Raw genomic sequence first — 24514 nt, 5'->3', positions numbered from 1 at the left:
CGGTCTTGCCCCCACCATCCGTTTCACCACGGTCAGAAGTTGCGCCTGATCGAAGGGCTTGGTCATCCAGCCCAACGCACCCGCGGCCTTGGCCTCCTGGCGCAGGTCATCGCGGGTTTCGGTCGACAGGAACACGATGGGCACCCCGCGCGATGCCGGGCGGGTGCGGTAGCTGCGGATGAAGCTCAGCCCGTCCATCCGCGGCATGTTCTGGTCGGTCAGGATCGCGTCGGGCCGCGCCCGGTCAAGCTCGGCCAAAGCCTGTTCGCCATCGCCGGCCTCGATCACCTGATAGCCCGCACCCGCGAGCGTCTTGCGCACCATCTGCCGGACAGAGGGCGAGTCGTCGACGATAAGGACGGTCTTGGTCATGCGTCAGCTTCCTTGGTTCGTTTGGGGGCAAGGCCGGTGGCGCGACCCCCTTCCATCTGCAGATGCCGGTCCGGGTCGATCCCGCAGGCCTGCATCCGTTGCGCGACAAGCCCGCCCGAGGGCATCGTGACGGCCAGCGCCGCACCGCGCTGCGTGGCGGTCGCCAGCGCCGAAAGCAGCGTGGCGATCCCCGTCAGATCGCAATGGATCCAGTCCGAGGTGTCGATGTGATGATCGCCGCCCGCAACGATCCCGGCGGACAGGCGCGGTGCAATCTTGTCCGCGCGGGCCAGGTCCACGCCGGAAAGATCGCCAATCAGTTCAGAGGACATGCAACCCCTTTCGATTGAAAAGGTGACTATGAAATGCGAATTAACGAAGCCCTAAGACGGGATTTGCTCCGCGGGGAAAACGCAGCCGATTTGATCGAACGGCCCGGCCGCACCACCTTTCGGCACGCGACGCGGACCCGCGCCCCGACGGGCCGCAGGTCGCGGGATCGGCTAAAATTTTAGGGATTGCATGGCACGCGCAGGGTCATTTCGTGATCCCCAAGGCGCGAACCGGGCGCTGCCGGGGCGGCCCCGATTGCCTGCGCCTGTCTCAGCGTCCCTCGAACCGGGGCGGCCGCTTTTCCAGGAAGGCCAGAACGCCCTCCTTGAAATCCCGCGTCGCCCCGCAAGCACCCTGAAGCTGCGCCTCCAGCGACAATTGCGCCTCCAGGTCGTTGCCATAAGAGGCGCGGATCGCCTGCTTCAGCCTGGCATAGGCCACCGTGGGTCCCTTGGCCAATTGCGCCGCGCGGGTCCGCCAATGGGCCTCGAACCCCTCTTCGGGAACCGCCTCCCAGATCATGCCCCAATCGGCGGCCTGACGCGCGGGCACGGGTTCGGCAAACAGCGCCGCCCCCATCGCACGCGCGAACCCCACCTGCCGCGGCAACCAGTAGGTGCCGCCCGCATCGGGGATCAGCCCGATCCGGGTGAATGCCTGCAGGAACATCGCCGCCTCGGAGGCGATCACCACATCCGCCGCCAGCGCAAGATTCGCCCCCGCCCCCGCCGCCGGACCGTTCACCGCCGCGAGTGTCGGGATCGGGCAATCGAAGATCGCCCGCAGCATCGGTTCGTATTCGTCGCGCAGCGTGCGTTCCAGGTCGATATCGGCGACATTGGCCCCGTCCCCCAGATCCTGCCCCGAACAGAAGGCCCGCCCCGCCCCGGTGATGACCAGCACCCGGGCATCCTCGGGCGCGTGGCGCACGGCATCCAGGATCTCGGCCCGCATCCGCGTGTTCAGCGCGTTCATCACCTCGGGCCGGTTCAGCACTAGCACGCCGATCCCGTCCGCCGCGCGGTAGTCGATCACCTCGTAGACCATGGCCGGTCCTCCCGCTTCGCCCTTCCGCCAGACTAGCGCGGCGGGCGGGGATGGAAAGCGGAACGCAGCGGCGCGGGCGCGCTCAGAACCCCGCCGCCTTGCGCAGCATGTTGCCCGCCACCACGATCGCGAAAAGCGCAAAGACCCGGCGCAAGGGCTTTGGGTCCAGCCGATGGGCAAGCCGCACGCCCAGCGGCGTGGTCAGCAGCGTCATCGCCACGATCACCGCAAAGGCGGGCAGGTTCACCGCGCCGATGGTCAGCGGCGGCCGCCCCTCGGGGGCGATATCGACCAGAAGAAAGGCGATCACCGAAGGCACCGCGATCAGCAGCCCGAAGCCCGCCGCCGTCGCCACCGCCCGGTGGATCGCCTGGCCATAGACCGTCATCAGCGGCACCCCGAACAGCCCGCCCCCGATCCCCATCAGCACCGCCAGGAACCCCACGCCCGAGGACAGCGCCGCACGCAGCGCGCCCCCCGGCATGGCCACTCCCAGCCGCCAGTTCGCCCGACCGAAGGCCAGATAGCCCCCCGCCAGCACGCCCAGCACCCCGAAGATGCCCTGCAACACCACCGAGCGCAGCCCCGAGGCCACCAGCACGCCCAGCACCGCCCCCAGCATCAGCCCCGGCGCCCAGCCGCGCAGGATCGCCCAGTCCACCGCCCCCTTGGCATGATGCGCCAGCACCGAGCGGACCGAGGTCACGATGATGGTGGACAGCGAGGTGGCCAGGCAGATCTGCATGATCTGCGGGCTGTCATAGCCCAGCGCGGTGAAGGCATAGAAGAAGGCCGGCACCAGGATCAGCCCGCCGCCGACGCCCAGCAAGCCCGCGATCACCCCCGCCACCGCCCCGATCGCCAGCAGCAGCGCCAGCATCGGCAGGATCAGCGAAAGGTCTGGCATGGCAATCTCCGGTCCGGCTCCCCTGCCCTTAGCCCAGCCGCACCCGCCGCGCCAGCGGGATAAGCCCCCGTTCAGCGCCGGTTCAGGCCGCGCGCGGCAGCGCCGCAAGGGCCGCGTCCAGCACGTCGAGCCCCGCACCCGGCCGCACCGCCCCTTCGGACAGGATCCGCCGCCAGGCCCGCGCACCGGGCTGGCCCGCATAAAGGCCCAGCATGTGCCGGGTGACATTGTGCAGCCGCCCGCCCTCGGCCAGGTGGCGCGCGATATAGGGGCGCATCCCGTCGACAACCTCTTCCCGCGTCTTCCGGCCTTCCTGCCCGAAGATCGCCGCATCCGCACCCAGCAGGATCGCCGCCGGATCGTGATAGGCCGCCCGGCCGATCATCACCCCGTCAAGCCCCGCCTCCAGCAACCGCCGCGCCTCGTCCAGCGACTGGATCCCGCCATTGATGCAGATCGCAAGGTCGGGAAAGGCGCGCTTCATGTCCAGAACCAGATCGTAGTCCAGCGGCGGGATGTCCCGGTTCTCCCGCGGGCTCAGCCCCTGCAACCAGGCCTTGCGCGCATGGATCACGAAGCAGCGCACACCCGCCGCGCGCAGGGTTTCCAGGAATCCCGGCAGGATGTCGCGCGGCTCCTGGTCGTCGACGCCGATGCGGCATTTCACCGTCACCTCGACGCGCGCCGCCGCCCGCATCGCCGCCACGCATTCGGCCACCAGACCGGGCGACTTCATCAGCACCGCCCCGAAACTGCCCGACTGCACCCGGTCGGAGGGGCAGCCGACATTCAGGTTCACCTCGTCATACCCCTCGTCGCAGGCCATCCGCGTCGCCAGCGCCAGCTCGCCCGGATCCGAGCCGCCCAGTTGCACCGCCACCGGATGCTCGGCCGGATCGAAGGCCAGCAGATGCCGCGCCTCCCCCCGCACCAGCGCGGCCGAGGTGACCATCTCGGTATAGAGCAGGGCGCGCGCGCTCATCAGCCGGTGGAAATACCGGCAATGGCGGTCGGTCCAGTCCATCATCGGGGCGACGGACATAAGGCGCGCCGCGATGCCGTCCCGCTTTTCGTCTCTTTCAGCCATGGATCGCCCTCCGGTCAGCGGCTGCGCGTCCTATACGGCCTGAACCGCGTCGATGGCCAGCCCATGCAGCCGACCCCGACATGGTGGCCGGCCGGCCCGGCCAGGGACGGAATGTTGCAATCGCAGCAGAAACCCCTTGATCGACTCGACACGAACCCTTAGGTGCCACTCCACATGATCGGAACCGATCCCAACTTCGGAGCACCGGGGGGGCGCTAAGGGACCGACTGGATTCAATCTACTGGTCAGAAGGGGAGCGCCATGAGCGACGCCAACCTCTTCCAACTGGGGATCGGTCTGGAGACAGGCGCCCATGCGGAAGATCACCGCGGCCAATCGGCTGCAAACGTAACCCGTGACGTGTTCGACGATTCGCGCGATGACCATTTCATCCGCCGCGACGGTCGGGTATTCGCCGGAACCCATCTCATCATCGAGGTGGTGAACGGCCACGGTCTCGACGACGAGGCCCGCATCCAGCAGGCGTTCCGCGACTGCGTGGACGAATGCGGTGCCACGCTGCTGCATATCCACACCCACAAGTTCAGCCCCCAGGGCGTGAGCGGCGTGGCCGTGCTGGCCGAAAGCCATATCTCGGTGCACACCTGGCCCGAGATCGGCTATGGCGCCTTCGATGTCTTCATGTGCGGCGATGCCCAGCCCTGGCGCGCCGTCGACGTGCTGTCGCGCGCCTTCGGCACCCAGGATGTCCGCGTCAAGGAACTGCTGCGCGGCGACGGTCTGGTGACGGACGTCCAGGCGGCATGACCGACTGGGTCCGCGAAAGCCTGCATCCCGACTACGCGCAGTCCCTGCGCGTGGATCGTCTGCTCTATGACAGCGAGACGGAGCATCAGCGGCTGAAGGTGTTCGAGAACGCCACCTTCGGCCGCGTCCTCACGCTGGATGACGTGGTGCAGACCACCGAAGGCGACAATTTCATCTATCACGAGATGATGACCCATGTGCCGATCCTCGCGCATGGGGCCGCGCGCCGTGTGCTGATTATCGGCGGCGGCGATGGCGGCATGGCCCGCGAGGTGTTGCGCCACAGATCGGTCGCGCATGTCACCATGGTCGAGATCGACGCGGGCGTGGTCGATTTCTCGAAGACCTACCTGCCGATGCTCAGCCAGGGCGCGTTCGACGATCCGCGCCTGAATCTCGTGATCGACGACGGCGCGGCCTTCATCCGCAACACGGCCGAGAAATTCGACGTGATCGTGGTCGATTCGACCGATCCGATCGGCCCCGGCGAGGTGCTGTTCACCGACACGTTCTATGGCCACGCGAAACGCGCGCTGACCCCGGGCGGCATCCTCGTCACCCAGAACGGCGTGCCCTTCATGCAGGGCGGGGAATTGGCCAACACGATGCGCGCCTTCAAGGCGCTCTTCGCCGACTGGGGCTGCTATCTCGCCTCGATCCCCACCTATGCCGGCGGGCCGATGGCCTTCGGCTGGGGCACCGATGGCGACGCGCGCCACACCCCGCTCGACGTGCTGGACCAGCGTTTCGCCGCTTCCGGCATCGACACGGGCTATTACACGCCCGAGGTGCACAAGGCCGCCTTCGCGCTGCCGGGCTATGTCGCGCGCCTGATGCCCTGACACCCTGCCTTCTTCTGGCCGGAAATATCCTCGGGGGGAGTCCGCGTCCGCGGACGGGGGGCAGAAGGCCCCCCTACCCCTTGGGCGGGATCGAATAGGTCAGCCCGGCGCGCGCCACGGCCCCCGCCATTCCTTCCGAAAAGATCAGCGCATCGCCCACCGCCAGCACGCGGCCCAGCTTCAGCAGGCGCGCCTCGCAGACCAGGTCGCGCCCGGCCTCGGGCTTGCGCATGAAGTCGATCGAGCAATTCGTCGTCACCGCCAGCGCCTTCGGCCCGATCATCGCAAGGATCGCCAGGTAGATCCCGACATCGCCCAGCGCGAACATCGACGGCCCCGACACCGTGCCGCCCGGCCGCAGATGCCGCTCGGCCACCGCCATGCGCACCCGCACGGCCATCGGCGCGACGTCCTCGATCACGAAATCGTCGCAGACCTGCGGAAATTCCCGCGCAAGGAACGCGGCAAGCGCGTCCCGGTCCATCACCACGTTCATGGCTTTTCCCCTGTCCCTTTGACGCGTAGTCTTCGCCGCAAAGGCGAGGAGAGACAAGATGACCGAAATCCTGTTGCGTGAGGATGCTGGCGGCATTGCCACGCTGACCCTGAACGCGCCCGAACGGCTGAACGCGCTGTCGGATGCGATGCTGGCCGCCCTTCAGGCGCAGATCGACGCGCTGGCCGGGGACCGCGAGACGCGGGTGGTGATCCTGAAAGGCAATGGCAAGGCGTTCTGCGCGGGCCATGACCTCAAGGAGATGCAGCAGGGCCGTCAGGCCGAGGATGGCGGGCGCGCCTATTTCGCCGATCTCTTCGCCCGCTGCGCCTCGGTGATGACCGGGCTGATGCGCCTGCCCCAGCCGGTGATCGCCGCGCCGCACGGGATTGCCACGGCCGCGGGCTGCCAGCTCGTCGCCTCCTGCGACATGGCCATCGCCGCCGAGGGCACGCGCTTCGGGGTGAACGGGGTGAATATCGGGCTGTTCTGTTCGACGCCCATGGTCGCGCTGACCCGCAACATCCCGCGCAAGCAGGCGTTCGAGATGCTGACCACCGGCGCCTTCATCGACACCGACCGGGCGACCGCGCTGGGCCTCATCAACCGCGCCGTTCCCCATGACAGTCTCGATCAGGAAACCCGCGCCCTAGCCGAGACCGTCGCAGGAAAACTCAACCCCGCGGTGCGCATCGGCAAGCGGACATTCTACGAGCAGATCGAGATGGGGATTTCCGACGCCTATGCCCATGCGGGCGACGTGATGGTCGAGAACATGCTGTGGCGCGATACCGACGAGGGAATCAGCGCCTTTCTCGAAAAACGCCCGCCGGACTGGCAGGCGTGAGCAGATGGACCGGGGCCGGGCGGGAGCGCGCCCGGCCCTGATCGTTTCACTGGCAGGAGGCCGCGATCACTCGGCGGCGATCCGCATGGCCGACGCCGACTCGGCAGCGGCTTTCTCAGCCTTGCGACGGCGGGTCTCGGCGAGCTGCTCTTCGGTCTGACGCATGTTGATATAGGCGAAGGCGACGACGAAACCGATGGTGCCAAGCGCGAGGGGGCCGATGATGTCCATTTCCAGTTCCCTTTGTTTTGTGTGTGGTTGTGCAAGGGATACGGCAGGCATGGTAAACCGGATCACCGGTGGGGGAAAAAATGTTGGAATTCATGTGCATGCACCGGCATACCGCAGGCCAAGTGCTTGTCGGAACGCCGAAAACCCGGCCCTGACGGGCGCGGTCACGGCTGTGTGATCGGCCCATGACTGCCGGTCAGCGCACCAGGATGATGATGATCAGGAAAAACACCAGAAGCCCGATGACACCGGCATTGGCGAACAGCAGGCTCGTGAACAGCATCGCCAGCAGCACCGCGAGCACGATGAAGACCTGTTCGTGGATGGGCCGGCGCGAGACGCGTTCCTCGATCTCCTCGGGCGAATAGCGCCGGATCACCCCGCCGAGAATGGCAAAGGCGACCCGCCGTGCGCTTTGCCACAGCTCGCCCAAGAGTGTCCCGCGCCGCATCATTCCGCCTTCTACCAGCGCCCTGACATCGTTTCCAGCCCGCTGTCCGGGCACTTACAGATCGTAGAGTGCGCCGAACTTCGCGTCGAGATAATCCATCAGCGGCCCCTCATGCGGCGCAAATCCGCAGGCGTGCTCGATCGTCTCGGCCGGCAGATACAGCCCGCCATGGCGCTGCACATGGGCCGCAAGCCAGGCGGTCGCCGGTTCGGCATGGCCGCGCGCCAGATCCTCGTCCAGCCTGGGCATCGCGGCGCGCAGCGCGGTATGAAGGCACCCGGCATAGACATTGCCCAGCGTGTAGGTCGGGAAATAGCCGAACAGCCCGACCGACCAATGCACATCCTGCAGGACCCCGTTCGACGGCCGGTCGACCGCCAGACCGAAATCCGCCATGAACCGCGCGTTCCAGGCCTCTTCCAGATCGGCCACCTCCATCCGCCCGGCAATCAGCTCCCGCTCCAGATCGAAGCGCAGCATGATGTGCAGGTTGTAATGCACCTCGTCCGCCTCGGTGCGGATGAAGCCGGAATGAACCCGGTTGACCGCGGCATAAAAGGCGTCCGGATCGGGGGCGCCCGAGGACCCGAAGATCCCGGTCATCCGGGCGTGTAGCCAGCCGCAGAAGGCGGGGGACCGCCCCAGCTGGTTCTCGTAGATCCGGCTCTGGCTTTCATGCACGCCCATCGACACGCCCGCCCCCAGCGGCGTCAGCCGATAGGAGGGCTCGATCCCCTGTTCATAGGCGCCATGGCCCACCTCGTGCAGCGTGGAGTAAAGACAGCCTAGCGGCTCGGCCTCGTCCACGCGCGTCGTGATGCGCACATCCGTCCCCGACCCGCTGGTGAAGGGATGCACCGACCGGTCCAGCCGCCCATGCCGCCAGTCATAGCCGAAATGGCTCGCCACCTCGCGCGCCAGCGCCAACTGGCCCTCGGCCGGGAAATGCCCCGCCAGCGCCGCGGGGGCGCGGCCCGAACCCATGATCCGCTCGCGCAGCTCCACCAGCCGCGGCCGCATCCGGTCGAACATGGCTGCCAGCCCCGCGGCGGTGGCGCCCGGCTCGTAATCATCCAGCAGCGCGTCGTAAAGACTGCCGCCCTCGGCCAGCGCCGAGGCTTCCTCGCGCTTCAGCCGCACGACCTCGGTCAGGATGGGCAGGAAATGCGCGACATCGTCAGCCGCCCGCGCCTCGGCCCAGATGCCCTGCGCGCGGCTTGTCACCCGGGCGAGCTCGGCCGACAGCCGGTCGGGCAGCTTGGTCGCGCGGGCGAAACTGCGCCGGATATGGCGCAGCTGCGCCCGGCCCGCCGGGTCCAGCGCCCCCTCGTCCACCGCCGCCAGCCACTCGCCGACCTTGGGATCGGTCCGGCGCGCATGCAGCACCGATTCCAGCGCGCCCATCTCGTCGGCGCGCTGCTGGGCCGCCCCCTTCGGCATCACCGTTTCCTGGTCCCAGCCCAGCCGCCCCATCACCTGCGCCAGCGCCTCGGTCTCGCGCTGAAACGCCATCAGATCGTCGAACGCACCCATCCGCTACCCCCGGATCGTCGATTGCTGCACCGGGTATTGCGCCAGGAACCGCGCATGCAGCACCAGCGTCCAGAGCGTGATCGCCCCGATCTGGTGGGCCACCGCGATCGGCCATTGCGAGGCGAACAGGATCGTCCCGATCCCCAGCGTCGCCTGCATCAGCACCATCAGCGCCACAAGGTCAAAGGCCCGGCGCGTGCGCCGATGCACGCTCTTGCGCCCGACAAACCAGGTCACGATGCCCAGCACGGCCACCAGATAGCCGTTCATCCGGTGCAGGAACTGCACCAGCCCGTGATTCTCGAAGAAATTGCGCCAGAGCGGCTCGATATAGAACGGGTTCGGCGGCAGGAAGCCGCCCGCCATCATCGGCCAGTCGGTATAGGCCCTGCCCGCATAGAGCCCCGCCACCTGCGAGCCCAGCAGGATCTGGAGGAAGACCAGCAGCATCAGCGCCGTCGCCATCCCGTAGCCCGCCGGATCGCGCACCCGGCGGGCCTGCAACAGGTCGGCCTCGGTCCGCGACAGCTTGAAGATGAACCAGGCCGTCACCCCGATCAGCGAGAAGCCGAAGCCGATATGCAGCGCCATTCGGTAGGACAGGAAATCGAAGGGCGGCGGCGCGATCCCGCCCCCGCCCACCAGCCAGTCGGCCGCGCCCAGGAACACGATCAGCACGCCCAGCCCCAACAGGCGCAGCGTCCAGCCCTTGGGCATCTTGCCCGCCGCCAGAAATCCGACAAAGCCCACCGCCCAGAGCACCAGCGCCGTGGGCGCCAGCTGGCGCGAGCCCCAGCCCCACCAGAAGGCCAGCTGGAACTCGTCGATCCCCAGCCCATGCGCCTCGCCGCGATAGACCGGGCTCTGGCGGAAGCGGTCGAACGCGGCCAGCCAGTCGCCGGGGTCCAGCGGCGGCAGCGCCCCGAACAGCGGGTTCCAGTTCGGCATCGGCACCAGCATCTCGGTCAGGCGCGCAAAGGCGCCGATCACCAGCATCGCGGCGACGATCAGGAACAGCATCATCAGCCACAGCCGCACCGCGCTGCGCGCGCCCCGGCGGGCCGCACGGTCGATCGCGCCAGGCTGCACCACGGGCCGCTCGCGCGGGGCCTCGGTGCCGACCTCCTCGAAGATGTTGCGCTTCTTGCTCATGGATGTCCCTTTCGGCGGCCCGTCCCTGCCGCGCGTCTGAGGCCTGCGGCGAACAGTAGTTCCGCCGGGGGGTGCCTTCAAGTCAGAGCCCGTCGCCGCGGCCCCGCATCAATTGCCGCAGCATCCCGTGCAGCGTCTGCACATCGGCCCGCGTCAGCGGCATCCGGCTCCACATGTTGCGCAGGTTCAGCTTCATGTTCGCGGCCTTGGTTTCGGGAAAGAAGAAGCCCGCCGCCTCAAGCCGTTCCTCGAAATGCTCGGCCAGTTTCTCGACCTCCAGCCCCGTGGCGGGCGCGGCCCCGGCCATCTCCAGCCGTTCGGCCACGATCCCGGGGCCCTCGCGGCGCCATTCATAGGCCGTCAGCAACACGCATTGCGCCAGGTTCAGCGAGGGGAATTCCGGGTTCGCGGGCACCTCGACAATCGCATTGGCCCGCGCGATGTCCTCGTTTTCCAGCCCCGCGCGCTCGGGACCGAACAGCACGGCCACCCGGCGGCCCTGCGCGATCATCCCGCGCGCCTCCGCCATCGCGCGTTCGGGGGTGACGACCGGCTTGGTCAGCCCGCGTGCGCGCGAGGTGGTGGCATAGACATAGTCGCAATCGGCCAGCGCCTCGGCGGTGGTGGCAAAGACGCCCGCATGATCCAGCAGCCGACCCGCCCCCGATGCCAGCGCCACCGCGCGCGGGTTCGGCCAGCCATCGCGCGGGTCCACCATCCGCATGCCCGTCAGCCCGAAATTCCACATCGCCCGCGCCGCCGCGCCGATATTCTCGCCCATCTGCGGGCGGACAAGGACAAAGACGGGCTGATCGGCCATGCGGGGGGCTCCGGGCTGGGCTGCGCCCGCCTGATACGCAAGCCGCCCGCCCGGTTCAAGCGATGGTCAAGCCGCGCAAACCCCGCTATAGGGGCGCGAACGACCCAGGAGCCCCGAAATGGCCGAGATCGAGCGCCCGCAAATCTACCTCATCACCCCCCCCGCCTTCGAGCCCGAGGCGTTCGCCCCCCGCCTTGCCGCGGTGCTGGATGCCCATCCGGTGGCCTGCCTGCGGCTGACAATGGCAACGCGGGACGAGGACCGCGTCGCGCGCGCCGCCGACGAGCTGCGCGAGATCGCCCATGCCCGCGACGTGCCGCTGGTGATCGAGGCGCATCTGGGCCTGGTCGAACGGCTGGGGCTTGACGGCGTCCACCTGACCGACGGCGCGCGCAACGTGCGCAAGGTGCGCACCGCACTGGGGGCGGATGCGATCGTGGGCGCCTATTGCGGCGCCTCGCGCCATGACGGGTTGAACGCGGGCGAGGCGGGCGCGGATTACATCGCCTTCGGCCCCATCGGCGCGACGGGTCTGGGCGACGGGACGCTGGCCGAACGCGACCTGTTCGAATGGTGGTCCGAAGTGATCGAGATCCCCGTGGTGGCCGAGGGCGCGCTGGATGAGGAACTGATCGCAAACCTCTCCCCCGTCGTGGATTTCTTCGCCATCGGCGAGGAAATCTGGCGCACCGACGATGCCTGCGCGACGCTCGCCCGCCTGATCGCCGCGATGGGCTAGACGGGCGGCATGGCGCTGCGCACCGCGTCCTCGCAGGCCCGGGCCAGCGCCTTGCGGTCGGGGTAATCGGCCACCCTCAGCGGCGCGTGATAGACCAGTTCGACCCCCCCCTGCGGTCGGGCCGCCAGCACCTTCAGCAGATGCGCGCCAAACCCCATGTCGCCCCACCAGCCATAAAAGGCCGGATGCGCGCCCGGCGGCGCGGCATAGATCACCGTCACCGGCTGGATATGCAGGATATCCTTCAACTCCTGCGCCAGGAACGCCGCGAAAAGCGTTGTCTTGAAAGGCAGAACCCGCCGCCCGTCGGTCGAGGTACCCTCGGGGAAGAACAGCAGCTTGTGACCCGCCTTCAACCGATCCTCGAAGACATGGTTATGCGCCTTCGCCTCGCGCCGGTCGCGATTGATGAAGACCGTCCCCGTCGCCCGCGCCAGCCAGCCGATGCCGGGCCAGCCTGCCACCTCGGATTTCGAGACGAAATAGATCCGCTTGCGCGCATTCAGCGCAAAGATGTCCAGCCAGGACGCATGGTTGGCCACCACCGCCCCCCGTTCGCGCATCTGCCGGCCGCGCACGGTATAGCCGATCCCGAGGATGACAAAGGCCATCCGGCAGACGAATTGCGTGATGAAGGGCGTCACGGGCCGGTGCCAGCCGAAAACCGGGCGCTCCACCAGCCGCACCAGCAGCAAAAGCCCCAGGCAACCGAAGGTCACGATCCCCAGCGCCAGGCCGCGCCAGACCACGCGAACCCAGCCCGCCAGCGAAATCGGCGGCGCGGGCGGCGGCTCGGCGCCACGCCAGGTGCTCACCCCCGCCCCCGCACATAGCGCGCGCTGCTTTTCGCGTTCATCTGCGCGGTGTCCATCACAAGGCAGACGTCGATCGTGTTGAACGCCCGGTCGATATAGGCCCCCTCGCCCACGAAGCCGCCAAGCCGCAGATAGGCCTTGATCAGCGCGGGCATCGCCAGCATCGCGCGCTTGCGGTCGATCGCGTCCTCCTCCAGCAGGTCCATCCGCTGGAAATGCCCCTCGACCGCGCGCACGCGCAGCGGTTCGGGCGCAAGGAACCGGTGATGCAGCAGCGAGAGCGGCTCGGCCAGCGCCTCGACATCGGTGCCGTGGAAACTGGCCACCCCGAACAGGATCTCGACCCCGCGCTGCTGGACGTAATCGGCCAGCCCGTTCCACAGGTGATACAGCGCCGTGCCGCCGCGATAATCGGCATGCACGCAGGACCGCCCCAGTTCCAGCAACCGCCGCCCGCTCTCCCCGAGCCGGGTCAGGTCGTATTCGTCCTCGGTATAGAACCGCCCCAGCGCCGCCGCCCGTTCCGAGGTCAACAGCCGGTAGACCCCCACCACATGATCCAGCGCGCCCGCATCGCGGCGCGTGTCGACCAGAATCAGGTGGTCGTAATGCGGATCGAACGCGTCCCGCTCCAGCCGGTTTTCGTGATCGACCAGCGGCCCGTCGCCGCCCAGTTCCGCCACGAAGACCTCGTAGCGCAACCGCTGGGCGGCGCGCAGATCGGCCTCGGTCTGGGCAAGGCGCAGCTCGAAATGGTCCTCGGGCGGGTGCATCGGCGCGGACTCCGGCGGCCCCGGCGGGGCGGTCTCGGCGCGTTCTAGGGGGCCGTGCGCCAAAGCGCAACTGCGCGTGCCGCCGCGCATCCCCCCCCGGCCAGGCGCGGCCGTTAATCCCGCGTTAACCATCTTCGGTCAGCCTGCGCGCATAGGATGTTAGGATTCGTAAACAGGCATGAGCTCTATTCTCGCCCCGTCGATCACCACCTTTCCCGCCTCGCGGAAATTGACAGTGATCCGTGCCCCGATCACCGATTGCACCTGCCCGATGCCCCAATCCGGCTGGCCCGGATGGCGCACCAGCATGCCGGGTTCGAGGATGGAATTCATTGGCTGCATCGACTTTTCCCCCATCACCCGCCACGCGGAGTTGCGACATGGCTGATCTGACCGCCCTTGTCGGCTCGCGCATCTGTCACGACCTTATCAGCCCGATCGGTGCGATCGGCAACGGGATGGAACTTCTGGCCATGTCGCCGGGCATCTCGGGGCGCGACGAATTCGAACTGATCGCCCACAGCGTCGCCCGCGCGAATGGGCGCATCCGGCTGTTCCGCCTGGCCTTCGGCGCGGCGGGCGAAGGCACCGAGATCGCCGGGGCCGAGATCGCCGACATCCTGTCCGACTATTACGGCGGCAGCCGGATCGAGATCGCCGCCGAACCGCCCGCCGCATTGCCGCGCGCGCTGGCCAAGGTCGTCCTGCTGGCGGTCCTGTGCGCCGAGACCGCCCTGCTGCGCGGCGGGCGGATCGCGATCAGCGGCTCGGGCAGGGATCTGGCGCTGACGGCGGAAGGCGCCCGCCTGCTGCTCGATCCGCGGCTCTGGCTTCCGATCGCCGAGAACCGCGCCCCGGAGGGCGAGATCGCCGCCTCGGAGGTCCAGTTCGCGCTCTTGCCGGTCGCCGCCCGCGCGGCCGGGCGCACGCTCGCGCTCTCGCGCAGCGAGACGCGGTTCGACCTCTCGATCTGACCCCGAAGGGCCGCTCCGGCGCGGCCTGCCCGGCGCCATGCCGGGGGCGCCATGGGCAAGGGAATGGACAGCTTCCCCGCGCGGCGCTCTAATCCCTCGCACCAGGGAACGAGGGAGACCCCGATGAAACATCTTGCACTTGCCGCGGCGATTCTGGCCGCCCCCCTGCCCGCCTGCGCCGGATCGCTGGGGCCCTACACCGATTTCTTCGTCTTCGGCGACAGCCTCAGCGATCCGGGCAACACGCTCTCGCAGCTGCCCGGCGCGAACCCGGCTCTCGCCGCGATCTATCCGCAGGGCCAGTTCACCGATGGCGCGACATGGGCGGCGCAACTCGGCGCCGATCTCGCCTCCGGCGCCAATTTCGCCTTCGGCGGCGCGACCGCGGTGACCCAGGGCGAGATCGAGATCAACCTGCCCGGCGGCCCCTATACCGTCGACCTGCCCGATTTCGCCGAACAGCGCACCCTTTACGAAGCGACGGCGCCAGTCTTGGGGGCGAACCCGCTGGCCGCGGTCTGGTTCGGCGGCAACGACCTGCGCGACGCCTTCCGCGCCGACGATCCCGCGACCGCCGCCGCCGCAGCCATCGGTGCCGCCGTGACCGGGATCGTCACCGGGGTCCAGGCCCTGATCGCCGGCGGCCTCGGCACCGTCGCGGTCTTCGGCCTGCCCGATCTGGGCAAGATCCCCGAGGCGCTGGCCCTGGGCGGCGAAGCCTCGGCCGCCGCAACCGCGGCGACCATGGCCTTCAACGCCACCCTCCAGACCGCCCTGACGGGCATCAGCGACGGCGATGTGCGCTATGTGGACATCTTCGGGCTGTTCGCGCTGGTCCAGGACGACAGCGCCGCCTACGGCTTCACGAACCTCACCACGCCCTGCCTCGTCGCGCTTCAGGCCGGTGCGGCACCGGATTGTACCGGCTTCCTGTTCCACGACAGCATCCACCCGACCCAGGCCGCGCATGCGCTGATCGCAGATCGGTTCCTCGCCGCCATCGCCCCCGTGCCGCTGCCCGCGGGGGGCGTGTTGCTGCTGGGCGGGCTGGGCGGGCTGGTCCTTCTGCGTCGTCGCGGGCGGCCCTGACCCGGCCGGCGCGTGCGAAAACGTCGCACGCCGCGCGGGCGATGTCGCAACCGGCCAAGTCGGACGGCCGGAAATGCCGATAGATCGCGCGAAGGGTCCGCCTTGCCCGGCGGGCCCGGGGAACCGGAGTGACGCGAATGGCCGAAGACGAAGACGAGCTGATCCTTGCCGACCTGCCCGACGAGGAGCTCGTCCCGCAGATGCATGACGACCTTTACGACGGGCTCAGGGACGAGGTCGTCGAGGGCGTCGAGATCCTGCTCGCCCGCGGCTGGGAACCCTATCGCGTGCTGACCGAGGCGCTGGTCGCCGGCATGACCATCGTCGGCAAGGATTTCCGCGACGGCATCCTGTTCGTGCCCGAGGTGCTGCTGGCCGCCAATGCGATGAAGGCGGGCATGGGCCTGCTCAAGCCGCTGCTGGCCGAGACCGGCGCGCCCAAGATGGGCAAGATGGTGATCGGCACGGTCAAGGGCGACATCCACGACATCGGCAAGAACCTCGTCTCGATGATGATGGAGGGCGCGGGGTTCGAGGTGGTGGACCTGGGCATCAACACCGATGTCGACCGCTATCTCGGCGCGCTGGAAACCGAACAGCCCGACATCCTGGGCATGTCCGCCCTGCTGACGACCACCATGCCCTACATGAAGATCGTGATCGACACGATGGCCGAGCGCGGCATCCGCGACGACTATATCGTGCTGGTGGGCGGCGCCCCGCTGAACGAGGAATTCGGCCGCGCGATCGGGGCGGATGCCTATTGCCGCGATGCCGCCGTCGCCGTGGAAACCGCCAAGGCCTTCATCGCGCGCAAGCATAACCAGGCCGTTGTCGCCTGACCCCTTGCGGGCGCCGGGGTCGGGGCCCCACATCGGCCCCATGACCCGAGGGGAGTGCCCATGCCGTTCCGCATCTTCGCCCTGATCCTGGCCGGCGTGATCGCCGCCGCCGCGCTGACCGTCGCGCTGGTGACCGCCCTGCCCGGCCACGGCATGGCGGTGCTGATCCCGCTGGCGCTGGTGGCGGCGCTGGCGCTGCGCTTGCTGCGGCGGAAATGATCCCGTCCGGCGACCACGCGCTGACCGAAACCGGGCTTGCGCCGTCGGGCAAGGGCCGGGTGCTGGTGATCGGCTGCGGCGCGCTGGCCCACGAGATCCTCGCGCTGAAACGGGCCAATGGCTGGGACCATCTCGACCTCGCCTGCCTGCCCGCGATCTGGCACAACCACCCCGAGCGGATCGAACCGGGCATCCGCGCCGCCGTGGCGCAGCATCGCGCCGATTACCGGACGATCCTCGTGGCCTATGCCGATTGCGGCACCGGCGGCGGGCTGGCGCGGCTCTGCGCCGAACTGGACGTCGAGATGATCGCGGGGCCGCATTGCTACGCCTTCTTCGACGGGCTCGACGCCTTCGCCGCCCGCGCCGGGGACGAGCTGACCGCCTTCTACCTGACCGATTTCCTCGCCCGCCAGTTCGACGCCTTCGTCTGGCGCCCGCTCGGCCTCGACCGCCACCCGGAGCTGGTGGCCAGCTATTTCGGCAATTACGACCGGCTGATCCATCTTGCCCAGACCGACGACCCGGCACTGGACGCGGCCGCGCGCGCATGCGCCGCGCGGCTGGGGCTGGCCCATGAACGGCGGGTCACGGGCTATGGCGATCTGGCGCGGTTCCTCGCGCCGCGCGCCTGAAACGGGCGACCGTGCCGCGTCAGACGCCCTCGGCGACGCAAGCGGCCTGGCTGCGGATGCGTTCCACCATCGCGCGCAGCCCGTTCGAGCGTTGCGAGGACAGGTGCTCGTCCAGCCCCAGCCGGGCCATCTGCGCGCCCGCATCGGTGGCCAGAACCTCGGCCACCGTCCGCCCGTCATAAAGCGCCCGCAGCACCGCGATCAGCCCGCGCACGATCATCGCGTCGCTGTCGCCCTTGAAACGGTAGACCGCGCCCGCGCCCTGCCCCTCGATCTCGGGCATCAGCCAGACCTGGCTGGCGCAGCCGTCCACTTTGGTCGCGGGCACCTTGAAGGCATCCTCCAGCGGGTCCATCGCGCGGCCCAGTTCGATCACATGGCGATACCGGTCCTCCCAGTCCTCCAGGAACTCGAAGGTCTCGACGATCTCCTCGAATGCCGCGCTTGCCACCACCCGGGCCTCCTTGCCATTGCCCCTCCCACTTAGGACCGGCAACGCGAAAGGTCCAGCGCAGCGCCTGTCGCGGCTTTTCAACCGCCCGGCTTTCGGCTAACCCGTGGGCAGGAACAACACGGGGGCCCCCATGCGCGCACGTTTCATGGTCATCCTGTCGACCGCGCTGATCCTTGGCGGCTGCGCCACGGTGCGCGAATCCCGCATCAACCCGTTCAACTGGTTCGGCGGCGCCACCCAGGAAGGCACGACCGCCATTCCGGTCAGCCGCCAGATGGCCGATCCGCGCCCGCTGGTCGATCTGGTGGTCGAGATGGGCGTCGATCGCGCGCCCGGCGGCGCCATCGTGCAGGCCACGGGCCGACCCTCGCGGCAGGGGTTCTGGAACGCCGAACTGGTGCGCGACCGCGCCACCCCCGGCGAGACCGGCGTTCTGGTCTACGATTTCCGCCTCGCGCCTCCGAAGGGGTCCACCCGCGTCGGCACCGAGCCCTCGCGCGAACTGACCGCGGGCACCTTCCTGACCGATCAGGATCTGGACGGCGTGCGCGCCATCGTGGTGCGCGGCGCGCAGAACCAGCAGCGCGTCAGCCGCTGATCCGCGCGCCCCGTCCCGCTCACGGCGTCAGCAGATAGGCCCCGCCATACAGCACCGTCAGCACCGCGATGGTGAACAGCCAGTGCCAGAGCGTGGTCCAGCCCGCGCCCTTCGCCGCCGCCTGCTTGCGGGCGCAAAGCGGGCACAGCGTCTCGTTGCCGGGGATCGGGGTGCCGCACCCTTCGCAGGTTGTATCGGGCAGGTTCGCCTTGCGCCGACGCGGGCTGGCCGCAGGGATGGTGGTTGCCTTCGGCATCGGCGTGGCCGCCGAGGTCGGCGCGGGGGCGATCACATCAAGCGTGCTGAGCCATTTTCTGGCGCGATTGGCCACAAGCGTCAGCGCGGTTGCAGCCGTCAATAGGCTCGTCAGAGCCGGAAGGGTCATGGTCATGGAATATCCTGCGAAAGGGGCCGCAGCCTGTGGCGCGGCAGGGTCGATCGGGTGAATGAACTCAGCCCCGAACGCCCGGCGGCGCACGCGCCCCGTTGGCCCCGTCACGCGCCCCCCGCAGATACCCCGCGACCGTCACCGCCGCGATTGCGCGGCATCCGGTGACCCCGCCGGTCGCGGCCCCCGGGGTCAGTCCCGGCGGCACATCCCCGAAGGTCGCAAGCCCAGAATCTCCGGCGGCCCCACGCCCGGACAATTCCGCAAGCGCCGGGGCAGCGGACAGGGCCGCGGCCTGAAACACCGCCACCCCGCCCCGCTCGCCCGCCCGGACGCCCGTCGCAAGAACGAGACTCAGCGCCAGAAGCACCGCGACAGCGGCACCGAACCAGCCGCGCAAACGCGCCAAGGCCGCAGCGCGATGCGCCGCAGCCGGTTCTTCCGAAGCAATGCCCAGAATGCGGGAATGGTCCAAACCGGATCGCCCGAAAAGGCGGGGCGGCAGAATGACCGCCCCCGCTATCCGAACCATATCGCCGCAGCCGCCGCCGCTTCAAGTGCAAAGCCCGCCGGCCGAAGCCGACGGGCCATCCAGATATCCCGGTCCGGACCGGGTGCGGCCTATTTCTGGACCTCGCCCGTGATGATCTGACGGATGAACCGCCCGAACGCTCCATCCGGCAGGCCCGAGCCGCCGCCCGACACCTCACCGCCCGCGAGGGTCGCCCGGTCGCTCAGCAGCGGAAGGTTCAGCTTGGAGGACAGCGGCGTGGGATCCCCCGTCGACAGCTCGACATTGCTGCGGCGCTCGCTGAGGAGCGGCCAGTTGAACCGGCTGGAAAACGGCGTCGGATCGCCGGTGCGCAGTTCCATCGCCCCCGTGCCCGACCGGCTGGACAGCAAGGACAGGCCCAGCGCCGACGAGAACGGCGTGGGGCCCACCCCCGCCAGATTGACCGCGGATTTGCGACTGCTCAGAAGCGGCCAGTTGAACCGGCTCGACAGCGGGGTGGGGTCGTCGATCAACTGGTCATTCTTCTTGTCGGCCATGGCAGACTCCCGTGTTCGCCCAATACTGCCCCAAAGGTGATGCGCACGGCCCTCGCGGCAAGGGCATGGGCGCCGGGAAACCGCCGCAGCGCAGAAATCTCATGCAAACGTGAAGTGCGCCCCGTCCCCGCCGCGCTCAGAGCCCGACAACTTCCACATTGCTGCCCCGCGCGGTCAGCGCGATCTCGCCCCGGCACAGCCGCAGCGCGTCCTCGCCGAACACTTCGCGCCGCCAGCCCCGCAGCGCGGGCACGTCGCGTTCGCCCGCCGCGATCAGGTCCAGGTCCGACGAGGTCGCGATCAGCTTCTGCGCCACGCCGGTCTCCTCGGACTTGGCCTTGAGCAGCACCCGCAGCAGATCGGCCAGGGCCGGGTTCACCTGAAGCCGCGAATTGGTGCCCGGCACCTTGGGATAATCCTCGGGCGCGGTCTCCTGGGCGACACGGACGGCGGCGATGATGCCATCCGCGATCTCGCCCCGCCGCGCCTCGCGCAGCAGCAGCCGCGAGCGCGACAGTTCCTCGATATTCTGCGGCCGGGTCGAGGCCAGTTCCAGCAGCGCGTCGTCCTTGAACACCCGGGCGCGGGGGATGTTGCGCGACTGGGCATAGCCTTCGCGAAACCGCGCCAGTTCCCGCACCACGGCCAGGAACTTGCCCGAACTCGTGCGCGTCTTGATCCGCTGCCACGCCTCCGAGGGGCGCACGATATAGGTCTCGGGGTCGGTCAGCACCCCCAGCTCCTCCTGCAGCCATTTCGCCCGGCCGGTGCGGTCCAGTTCGGCGGCCAGATGCTCGTAGATCACCCGCAGATGGGTGACATCGGCCAGCGCATAGGTCTTCTGCGCATCCGACAGCGGCCGCCGCGACCAGTCGGTAAAGCGCGAGGTCTTGTCGAGATTGTCGCGCGCGATCTTGCGCACCAGCGTCTCGTATCCCACCTGCTCGCCGAACCCGCAGACCATGGCGGCGACCTGGGTATCGAACAGCGGCTCGGGAAAGACCTTGCCCTCGGTATAGAAGATCTCCAGGTCCTGACGCGCGGCGTGGAAGACCTTGACGACATCGGTATTGCGGAACAGTTCGTAAAGCGGGTCGAGCGACAGACCCTCGGCCAGCGGGTCGACCAGCACCGCCGCCCCCTCGGGGTCATCCGGGCCGGGGATCGCCAGTTGCAGCAGGCAGAGCTTGGCGTAATAGGTCCGTTCGCGCAGGAATTCGGTATCGACCGTCACATAGGGCCGGGTCGCGGCCTCCTTGCAGAAGGCGGCCAGCGCCTCGGTGGTGGTCACTGTGATCATCTGCGCCCGTGTCCTGCCGTGTTCATGCGTCTCTCTGCTCCGGCACCACTCCCGCCTCTGATAATGAATGCCGGGGGCCTTGGAAAGGGTGCTTTCTGTCCGCGCAAGGATCGGAAAACCTGCGGGAATCGGGCCATAGCAGGGCCGATCAGGGCAGCAGGACGGGGCTTTTGTCCCCCTCCGCAAAGCGGCGCAGGACTGCGGGATACAGAAGGTGCTCCATCGGCAGCACGCGCGCGGCCAGCGTCCCGGCGGTGTCGCCTGGCAGGATCGGCACCCGCGCCTGGCCAAGGATCGGCCCGCCATCCAGTTCCGCGGTCACCTCATGCACGCTGCAACCCGCCTGCGTGTCGCCCGCCGCAATCGCCCGGGCATGGGTATCAAGCCCGCGATATTTCGGCAGAAGCGAGGGATGGATGTTCAGCATCCGGCCCGCCCAGGCGGTCACGAACCCCTCGGTCAGCACCCGCATGAAGCCCGCAAGACACAGGATGTCGGGCGCGGCCCGGTCAAGCTCGGCCTGCAATGCGGCCTCGAACGCGGCGCGGTCACGGCCGAAGGGGCGGTGATCGACCACAGCGGTCGGAATGCCCATCGCCTGCGCCCGTGCAAGCCCCCCCGCCCCCGGCACGTTCGACAGCACCAGCACGGGCCGCGCGGGATGATCGCCCACCATGCTCTCGGCCAGCGCGACCATGTTCGACCCGCCGCCCGAGATCAGGATCGCGACGCGCTTCACACCAGCCGACCCCGGTAGGCCACCCCCTGCCCCGCCACGACCCGGCCGATCCGGTGCACCCTCTCGCCCTCGGCCGCCAGCAGATCGGCCAGCGCGTCAGCCCGCTCGGACGCAACCGCCAGCACCATGCCCAGCCCGGCATTGAAGGTCTTGAGCAGTTCCGCCTGCTCCATCCCGGCCGTCCCGACCAGCCAGCGAAAGACCGGCGGCAAGTCCCATTCCGACAGGTCGATCTCGGCGCCCAGCCCCTCGGGCAGGACGCGCGGCAGGTTCTCGGTGATCCCGCCGCCGGTGATATGGGCCAGCGCATGCACGCCCCCCGCCCTTATCGCCGCCAGCGCGGGGCGCACATAAAGCCGCGTCGGCACCAGCAGCGCCGCGCCCAGCGGGCCATCGGCAAAGGGCGCGGGCGCGTCCCAGCCCAGCCCGGCCAGCTCGACCACCTTGCGCACCAGCGAATAGCCGTTGGAATGCACCCCGTCCGAGGCCAGCCCCAGCAGCACATCGCCCTCGGCCACGCCAGCGGGCAACTCGGCGCCCCGCTCCATCGCGCCCACCGCAAAGCCTGCAAGGTCGAAATCGCCGTCGTGATACATCCCCGGCATTTCCGCCGTCTCGCCCCCGATCAGCGCGCAACCCGCCCGGGCGCAGCCCTCGGCGATGCCCTCGATCACGGTTGCGGCCTCATCGACCGACAGCTTTCCGGTCGCGAAATAGTCGAGAAAGAACAGCGGCTCCGCCCCCTGGCAGACCAGATCGTTCACGCACATCGCGACAAGGTCGATCCCCACCCCGCCCAGTTCGCCGGTGTCGATGGCGATCCGCAGCTTGGTGCCCACCCCGTCGGTCGCGGCCACCAGAACCGGGTCGGTGTAGCCGGCCGCCTTGAGGTCGAACAGCGCGCCGAACCCGCCCAGCCCCGACATCACGCCGGGCCGCGCGGTGCGTTTGGCGGCGGGCTTGATCCGCTCGACCAGCGCATTGCCCGCGTCGATATCGACCCCCGCCGCAGCATAGGTCAGGCCATTCTTGCGCTCGCTCATCGACGCCCTCCATCTGGTCGGCGCAGCGTTAGCCGATCCCCCGCCCCCTGTCCACGGGGCCCACCGCACGCCCCGTTAACCGCCCGCCTGTCCGCAAAAAGGTCCGATGGAAGTCCGATGGAAGTCCGATACGGTTCCGATCGCCATATCCCTGCAAAACAAGGCCGTTAACCCCGAATCGCGCCGCATCGCGGACTCCGCGGCCCGATGGCCACCTTGACGGCCCGCCCCGCTCTGCTACTCAGGGCCACAGGTCGGGCCTGTAGCTCAATTGGTCAGAGCAGGGCGCTCATAACGCCTTGGTTGGGGGTTCGAGTCCCTCCGGGCCTACCAGATTTCCGATGTCTGCCGATCCCGCTGCGGATCCGTCCGGCATATGGAAAAACCTCTTGCCGAGCCGCATCCCGGTTCCGCAAATGAACCCGCAGACCCAAGGACAAGGCCCGGCCATGACCCCATCTTCTCCAGCCGTACCGATCTGGCTTCTGGTGGCCCTGCAGGGCATCGTCTCGGCCGCAAGCCTTGTGGTCGAGATCGTGGCGGGGCGCATGATCGCGCCCTATGTGGGCATGTCGCTCTATACTTGGACGGCGATCATCGCGGTGGTGTTGGCGGGGTTCTCGGCCGGGCATTGGTGGGGCGGGCGGATCGCCGAACGCGACAGTCCCGCCGCCCTCCGGCGCACCGGCTGGGCCATCGTGGGCGCTGCACTGACCACGGGGGGCGCGGTTCTGCTGCTGCGCCAGGTTGCGGGGCCGGTGCTGGAGGCGGTGTCCCAGCCGATGGCGGCGATCACGGTTCTGGCCGCGGCGGTCTTCTTCCTGCCCTCGTTCTTTGCTGGCGTTCCCGCGCCGGTGCTGTCCATCGTGGCGATCCGCGCGGGCGGTCGGTCGGGGCACGCGCTGGGGGCGATGTTCGCGGCCGGCGCGCTGGGGGCCATCGCGGGCACGCTGCTGGCTGGATTCCTGTTCATCTCCTGGCTGGGCACGACACTGACACTGGCCGTCGTCACCGCCTGCTATGCCGTCGTCGCGGCGATCCTGTTCCAGCTGGCCGCAAGGCCCGGGATCGGCGCGCCCGCGATGGCGGCGCTGGTCGCTGCGCTGGGACTGGCCGGCGGCGGGCTTGCCCTGCCCCGGATCTGCGATACCGAAAGCCAGTATTTCTGCATCCGCACCGTCGAACTTGTGCCCGAGGCGCCGGGCAGCGTGCGGCTGATGGTGCTGGATCATCTGGCCCATGGCATTTCGGGCCGCGACGACCCCACGCTGGCCTATACCGAACATTCCGCGATGCTGGACGGGATCACCCGGATGCGGATGCAGGACCGGGCCTTTCGCGCCTATTTCATCGGGGGGGGCAGCTATTCGGTGCCGCGCATCTGGGCGGCGCGCGCGTCGGGTACGGTGACGGTGGCCGAGATCGACCCGCAGGTGACGCGGGCGGCGGCGCGGGATTTCTGGTTCGACCCTGCCACGACCGAGGTGCTGCACGAGGACGCCCGCCGCGCGCTGAACAGGCGGCCCGAGGCGCGGTTCGACGTGGTGGTGGGCGACGCGTTCCACGACATCGCGGTGCCCGCGCATCTGGTGACGCGGGAATTCTTCGAACTGGTGCGCGACCGGCTGGTCGAGGACGGCATCTATGTGATGACGGTGATCGACCATGCCGACCGGCTGCGCGCACTGGCCGCCATCGTTGCGACGCTGCGCGAGGTGTTCCCCGCGGTCGAGGTCTGGACCGAGATGCGCCCGCCCCTGCCCGGCGAGCGGCGGGTCTTTGCACTGGTGGCCGGGCAGACGCAAAGCCCGGTGGACGGCCTGACCCTGCGCGCGTCCGAGCCGCGCAGCTTCGGCGCACTGGACGACAGCTTCATCGAGGGGCTGCTGGCCGAACAGGCGCCGCCCGTGCTGACCGACGACTACGCTCCGATCGACCGGCTGGTGGGGCTGGGCAAGCTGATCGACTGA

Annotated in this window: 31 protein-coding genes, 1 tRNA gene and 1 pseudogene; 12 read left to right on the top strand and 21 right to left on the bottom strand. The window is 68.9% G+C overall.

Translation table 11 applies throughout. The features are described 5' to 3' along the window. Window positions 1-9: 9 nt before the first annotated feature. From NHN26_RS03710 to dusA, 5 genes and pseudogenes are all read right to left on the bottom strand, one after another. A pseudogene (locus NHN26_RS03710) lies at window positions 10-372 on the bottom strand (response regulator); the annotation flags it as partial. Next, entirely contained in the window at window positions 369-704 is a 336-nt protein-coding gene (locus NHN26_RS03705; protein ID WP_253088173.1) for an STAS domain-containing protein, read from the bottom strand. The gene NHN26_RS03705 and the pseudogene NHN26_RS03710, both read right to left, overlap by 4 nt. Before the next feature lie 271 nt (window positions 705-975). Further along, window positions 976-1752, bottom strand: a complete 777-nt coding sequence (locus NHN26_RS03700) for an enoyl-CoA hydratase-related protein (RefSeq protein WP_253088172.1) — start codon at window positions 1750-1752, stop codon at window positions 976-978. An 82-nt stretch (window positions 1753-1834) separates the two neighbouring features. Beyond that, complete coding sequence (locus NHN26_RS03695; protein ID WP_253088171.1) at window positions 1835-2659, bottom strand: sulfite exporter TauE/SafE family protein; 825 nt, start codon at window positions 2657-2659, stop codon at window positions 1835-1837. Between the two features lie 82 nt (window positions 2660-2741). Then, a complete protein-coding gene (dusA, locus tag NHN26_RS03690; RefSeq protein WP_253088170.1) occupies window positions 2742-3746 on the bottom strand; it encodes a tRNA dihydrouridine(20/20a) synthase DusA in 1005 nt (334 codons plus the stop codon). A 261-nt stretch (window positions 3747-4007) separates the two neighbouring features. Here dusA and speD point away from each other — a divergent pair, with 261 nt between their 5' ends. Both speD and speE read left to right on the top strand, forming a co-directional pair. Continuing rightward, the gene (gene speD, locus NHN26_RS03685; protein ID WP_132696322.1) at window positions 4008-4514 is read left to right on the top strand and encodes an adenosylmethionine decarboxylase; all 507 of its coding nucleotides are present in this window, start codon (window positions 4008-4010) and stop codon (window positions 4512-4514) included. Then, window positions 4511-5356 carry a polyamine aminopropyltransferase gene (gene speE, locus NHN26_RS03680; protein WP_253088169.1) on the top strand — a complete coding sequence of 282 codons (846 nt, stop codon included), beginning with the start codon at window positions 4511-4513 and terminating at the stop codon, window positions 5354-5356. Before speD ends, speE begins: the two co-directional genes overlap by 4 nt. 73 nt (window positions 5357-5429) lie before the next feature. Here the strand turns inward: speE and NHN26_RS03675 are convergent, their stop codons facing one another. Beyond that, the gene (locus tag NHN26_RS03675) at window positions 5430-5852 is read right to left on the bottom strand and encodes a PaaI family thioesterase (RefSeq protein ID WP_253088168.1); all 423 of its coding nucleotides are present in this window, start codon (window positions 5850-5852) and stop codon (window positions 5430-5432) included. A gap of 58 nt (window positions 5853-5910) precedes the next feature. Between NHN26_RS03675 and NHN26_RS03670 the strand changes: the two genes are divergently transcribed. Further along, window positions 5911-6699, top strand: a complete 789-nt coding sequence (locus NHN26_RS03670; RefSeq protein WP_253088167.1) for an enoyl-CoA hydratase — start codon at window positions 5911-5913, stop codon at window positions 6697-6699. 66 nt (window positions 6700-6765) lie between these two features. Here NHN26_RS03670 and NHN26_RS03665 read toward each other — a convergent pair whose 3' ends face one another. The 5 genes from NHN26_RS03665 to NHN26_RS03645 form a co-directional block, all read right to left on the bottom strand. Beyond that, complete coding sequence (locus NHN26_RS03665; protein WP_253088166.1) at window positions 6766-6930, bottom strand: hypothetical protein; 165 nt, start codon at window positions 6928-6930, stop codon at window positions 6766-6768. A gap of 196 nt (window positions 6931-7126) precedes the next feature. After that, window positions 7127-7381, bottom strand: a complete 255-nt coding sequence (locus NHN26_RS03660; protein ID WP_253088165.1) for a hypothetical protein — start codon at window positions 7379-7381, stop codon at window positions 7127-7129. A gap of 54 nt (window positions 7382-7435) precedes the next feature. Continuing rightward, the gene (locus NHN26_RS03655; RefSeq protein ID WP_253088164.1) at window positions 7436-8914 is read right to left on the bottom strand and encodes a carboxypeptidase M32; all 1479 of its coding nucleotides are present in this window, start codon (window positions 8912-8914) and stop codon (window positions 7436-7438) included. Window positions 8915-8917: 3 nt separating this feature from the next. Then, the gene (locus NHN26_RS03650) at window positions 8918-10066 is read right to left on the bottom strand and encodes a COX15/CtaA family protein (protein WP_253088163.1); all 1149 of its coding nucleotides are present in this window, start codon (window positions 10064-10066) and stop codon (window positions 8918-8920) included. Between the two features lie 82 nt (window positions 10067-10148). Further along, window positions 10149-10886 carry an RNA methyltransferase gene (locus tag NHN26_RS03645; protein ID WP_253088162.1) on the bottom strand — a complete coding sequence of 246 codons (738 nt, stop codon included), beginning with the start codon at window positions 10884-10886 and terminating at the stop codon, window positions 10149-10151. Between the two features lie 118 nt (window positions 10887-11004). On the opposite strand from NHN26_RS03645, the gene NHN26_RS03640 reads away from it, so the two are divergent. Next, window positions 11005-11625, top strand: coding sequence for a thiamine phosphate synthase (locus NHN26_RS03640; protein ID WP_253088161.1), 621 nt, complete (start codon window positions 11005-11007; stop codon window positions 11623-11625). Here the strand turns inward: NHN26_RS03640 and olsA are convergent. The 3 genes from olsA to NHN26_RS03625 all read right to left on the bottom strand — a co-directional run bounded on the left by olsA (window position 11622) and on the right by NHN26_RS03625 (window position 13555). Beyond that, window positions 11622-12440: a lyso-ornithine lipid O-acyltransferase gene (olsA, locus tag NHN26_RS03635; protein WP_253088160.1), complete on the bottom strand. Its 819-nt coding sequence runs from the start codon at window positions 12438-12440 to the stop codon at window positions 11622-11624. The genes NHN26_RS03640 and olsA overlap by 4 nt on opposite strands. After that, window positions 12437-13213 carry an L-ornithine N(alpha)-acyltransferase gene (olsB, locus tag NHN26_RS03630; protein WP_253088159.1) on the bottom strand — a complete coding sequence of 259 codons (777 nt, stop codon included), beginning with the start codon at window positions 13211-13213 and terminating at the stop codon, window positions 12437-12439. Before olsB ends, olsA begins: the two co-directional genes overlap by 4 nt. Before the next feature lie 159 nt (window positions 13214-13372). After that, window positions 13373-13555, bottom strand: coding sequence for a DUF3553 domain-containing protein (locus NHN26_RS03625; protein ID WP_132696312.1), 183 nt, complete (start codon window positions 13553-13555; stop codon window positions 13373-13375). Window positions 13556-13593: 38 nt separating this feature from the next. Here NHN26_RS03625 and NHN26_RS03620 point away from each other — a divergent pair, with 38 nt between their 5' ends. The 5 genes from NHN26_RS03620 (at window position 13594) to NHN26_RS03600 (ending at window position 16972) form a co-directional block, all read left to right on the top strand. Further along, on the top strand, window positions 13594-14187 hold the full coding sequence (locus NHN26_RS03620; RefSeq protein ID WP_253088158.1) for a histidine phosphotransferase family protein: 594 nt from the start codon (window positions 13594-13596) through the stop codon (window positions 14185-14187). Between the two features lie 123 nt (window positions 14188-14310). Continuing rightward, window positions 14311-15276 carry an SGNH/GDSL hydrolase family protein gene (locus NHN26_RS03615; RefSeq protein ID WP_253088157.1) on the top strand — a complete coding sequence of 322 codons (966 nt, stop codon included), beginning with the start codon at window positions 14311-14313 and terminating at the stop codon, window positions 15274-15276. A gap of 137 nt (window positions 15277-15413) precedes the next feature. Beyond that, the gene (locus NHN26_RS03610; RefSeq protein ID WP_253088156.1) at window positions 15414-16118 is read left to right on the top strand and encodes a corrinoid protein; all 705 of its coding nucleotides are present in this window, start codon (window positions 15414-15416) and stop codon (window positions 16116-16118) included. A 60-nt stretch (window positions 16119-16178) separates the two neighbouring features. Next, window positions 16179-16337, top strand: coding sequence for a hypothetical protein (locus NHN26_RS03605; RefSeq protein ID WP_165899268.1), 159 nt, complete (start codon window positions 16179-16181; stop codon window positions 16335-16337). After that, window positions 16334-16972 (top strand): DUF1638 domain-containing protein, encoded by a 639-nt coding sequence (locus tag NHN26_RS03600; protein ID WP_253088155.1) that lies wholly within the window; start codon window positions 16334-16336, stop codon window positions 16970-16972. The genes NHN26_RS03605 and NHN26_RS03600 overlap by 4 nt, the downstream gene beginning before the upstream one ends. A 19-nt stretch (window positions 16973-16991) precedes the next feature. On the opposite strand, the gene NHN26_RS03595 is transcribed toward NHN26_RS03600, so the two are convergent. Further along, window positions 16992-17423: a SufE family protein gene (locus tag NHN26_RS03595; RefSeq protein ID WP_253088154.1), complete on the bottom strand. Its 432-nt coding sequence runs from the start codon at window positions 17421-17423 to the stop codon at window positions 16992-16994. A gap of 133 nt (window positions 17424-17556) precedes the next feature. Between NHN26_RS03595 and NHN26_RS03590 the strand changes: the two genes are divergently transcribed. Beyond that, window positions 17557-18024, top strand: coding sequence for a hypothetical protein (locus tag NHN26_RS03590; protein ID WP_253088153.1), 468 nt, complete (start codon window positions 17557-17559; stop codon window positions 18022-18024). Between the two features lie 19 nt (window positions 18025-18043). Here NHN26_RS03590 and NHN26_RS03585 read toward each other — a convergent pair whose 3' ends face one another. The 6 genes from NHN26_RS03585 to purM form a co-directional block, all read right to left on the bottom strand. Then, window positions 18044-18415 carry a hypothetical protein gene (locus tag NHN26_RS03585; RefSeq protein WP_253088152.1) on the bottom strand — a complete coding sequence of 124 codons (372 nt, stop codon included), beginning with the start codon at window positions 18413-18415 and terminating at the stop codon, window positions 18044-18046. 61 nt (window positions 18416-18476) lie between these two features. Continuing rightward, on the bottom strand, window positions 18477-18821 hold the full coding sequence (locus NHN26_RS03580; RefSeq protein ID WP_253088151.1) for a hypothetical protein: 345 nt from the start codon (window positions 18819-18821) through the stop codon (window positions 18477-18479). 212 nt (window positions 18822-19033) lie between these two features. Then, window positions 19034-19462, bottom strand: a complete 429-nt coding sequence (locus NHN26_RS03575; RefSeq protein ID WP_253088150.1) for a hypothetical protein — start codon at window positions 19460-19462, stop codon at window positions 19034-19036. A gap of 136 nt (window positions 19463-19598) precedes the next feature. After that, entirely contained in the window at window positions 19599-20762 is a 1164-nt protein-coding gene (gene rnd / locus NHN26_RS03570) for a ribonuclease D (protein WP_253088149.1), read from the bottom strand. 148 nt (window positions 20763-20910) lie between these two features. Beyond that, a complete protein-coding gene (gene purN, locus NHN26_RS03565; protein ID WP_253088148.1) occupies window positions 20911-21501 on the bottom strand; it encodes a phosphoribosylglycinamide formyltransferase in 591 nt (196 codons plus the stop codon). Continuing rightward, entirely contained in the window at window positions 21498-22544 is a 1047-nt protein-coding gene (gene purM, locus NHN26_RS03560) for a phosphoribosylformylglycinamidine cyclo-ligase (protein WP_253088147.1), read from the bottom strand. The genes purN and purM overlap by 4 nt, the downstream gene beginning before the upstream one ends. A 256-nt stretch (window positions 22545-22800) precedes the next feature. On the opposite strand from purM, the gene NHN26_RS03555 reads away from it, so the two are divergent. Both NHN26_RS03555 and NHN26_RS03550 read left to right on the top strand, forming a co-directional pair. Continuing rightward, window positions 22801-22877: transfer RNA gene (locus tag NHN26_RS03555), tRNA-Ile, on the top strand. A 116-nt stretch (window positions 22878-22993) separates the two neighbouring features. Next, window positions 22994-24514, top strand: coding sequence for a fused MFS/spermidine synthase (locus tag NHN26_RS03550; protein WP_253088146.1), 1521 nt, complete (start codon window positions 22994-22996; stop codon window positions 24512-24514).

This window comes from Rhodovulum tesquicola (genome assembly GCF_024128855.1).
GTDB classification, from domain to species: Bacteria; Pseudomonadota; Alphaproteobacteria; order Rhodobacterales; family Rhodobacteraceae; genus Rhodovulum; species Rhodovulum tesquicola.
Note: the sequence above shows the minus strand (reverse complement) of the source record. Positions and strands in the feature narration are given on the sequence as shown.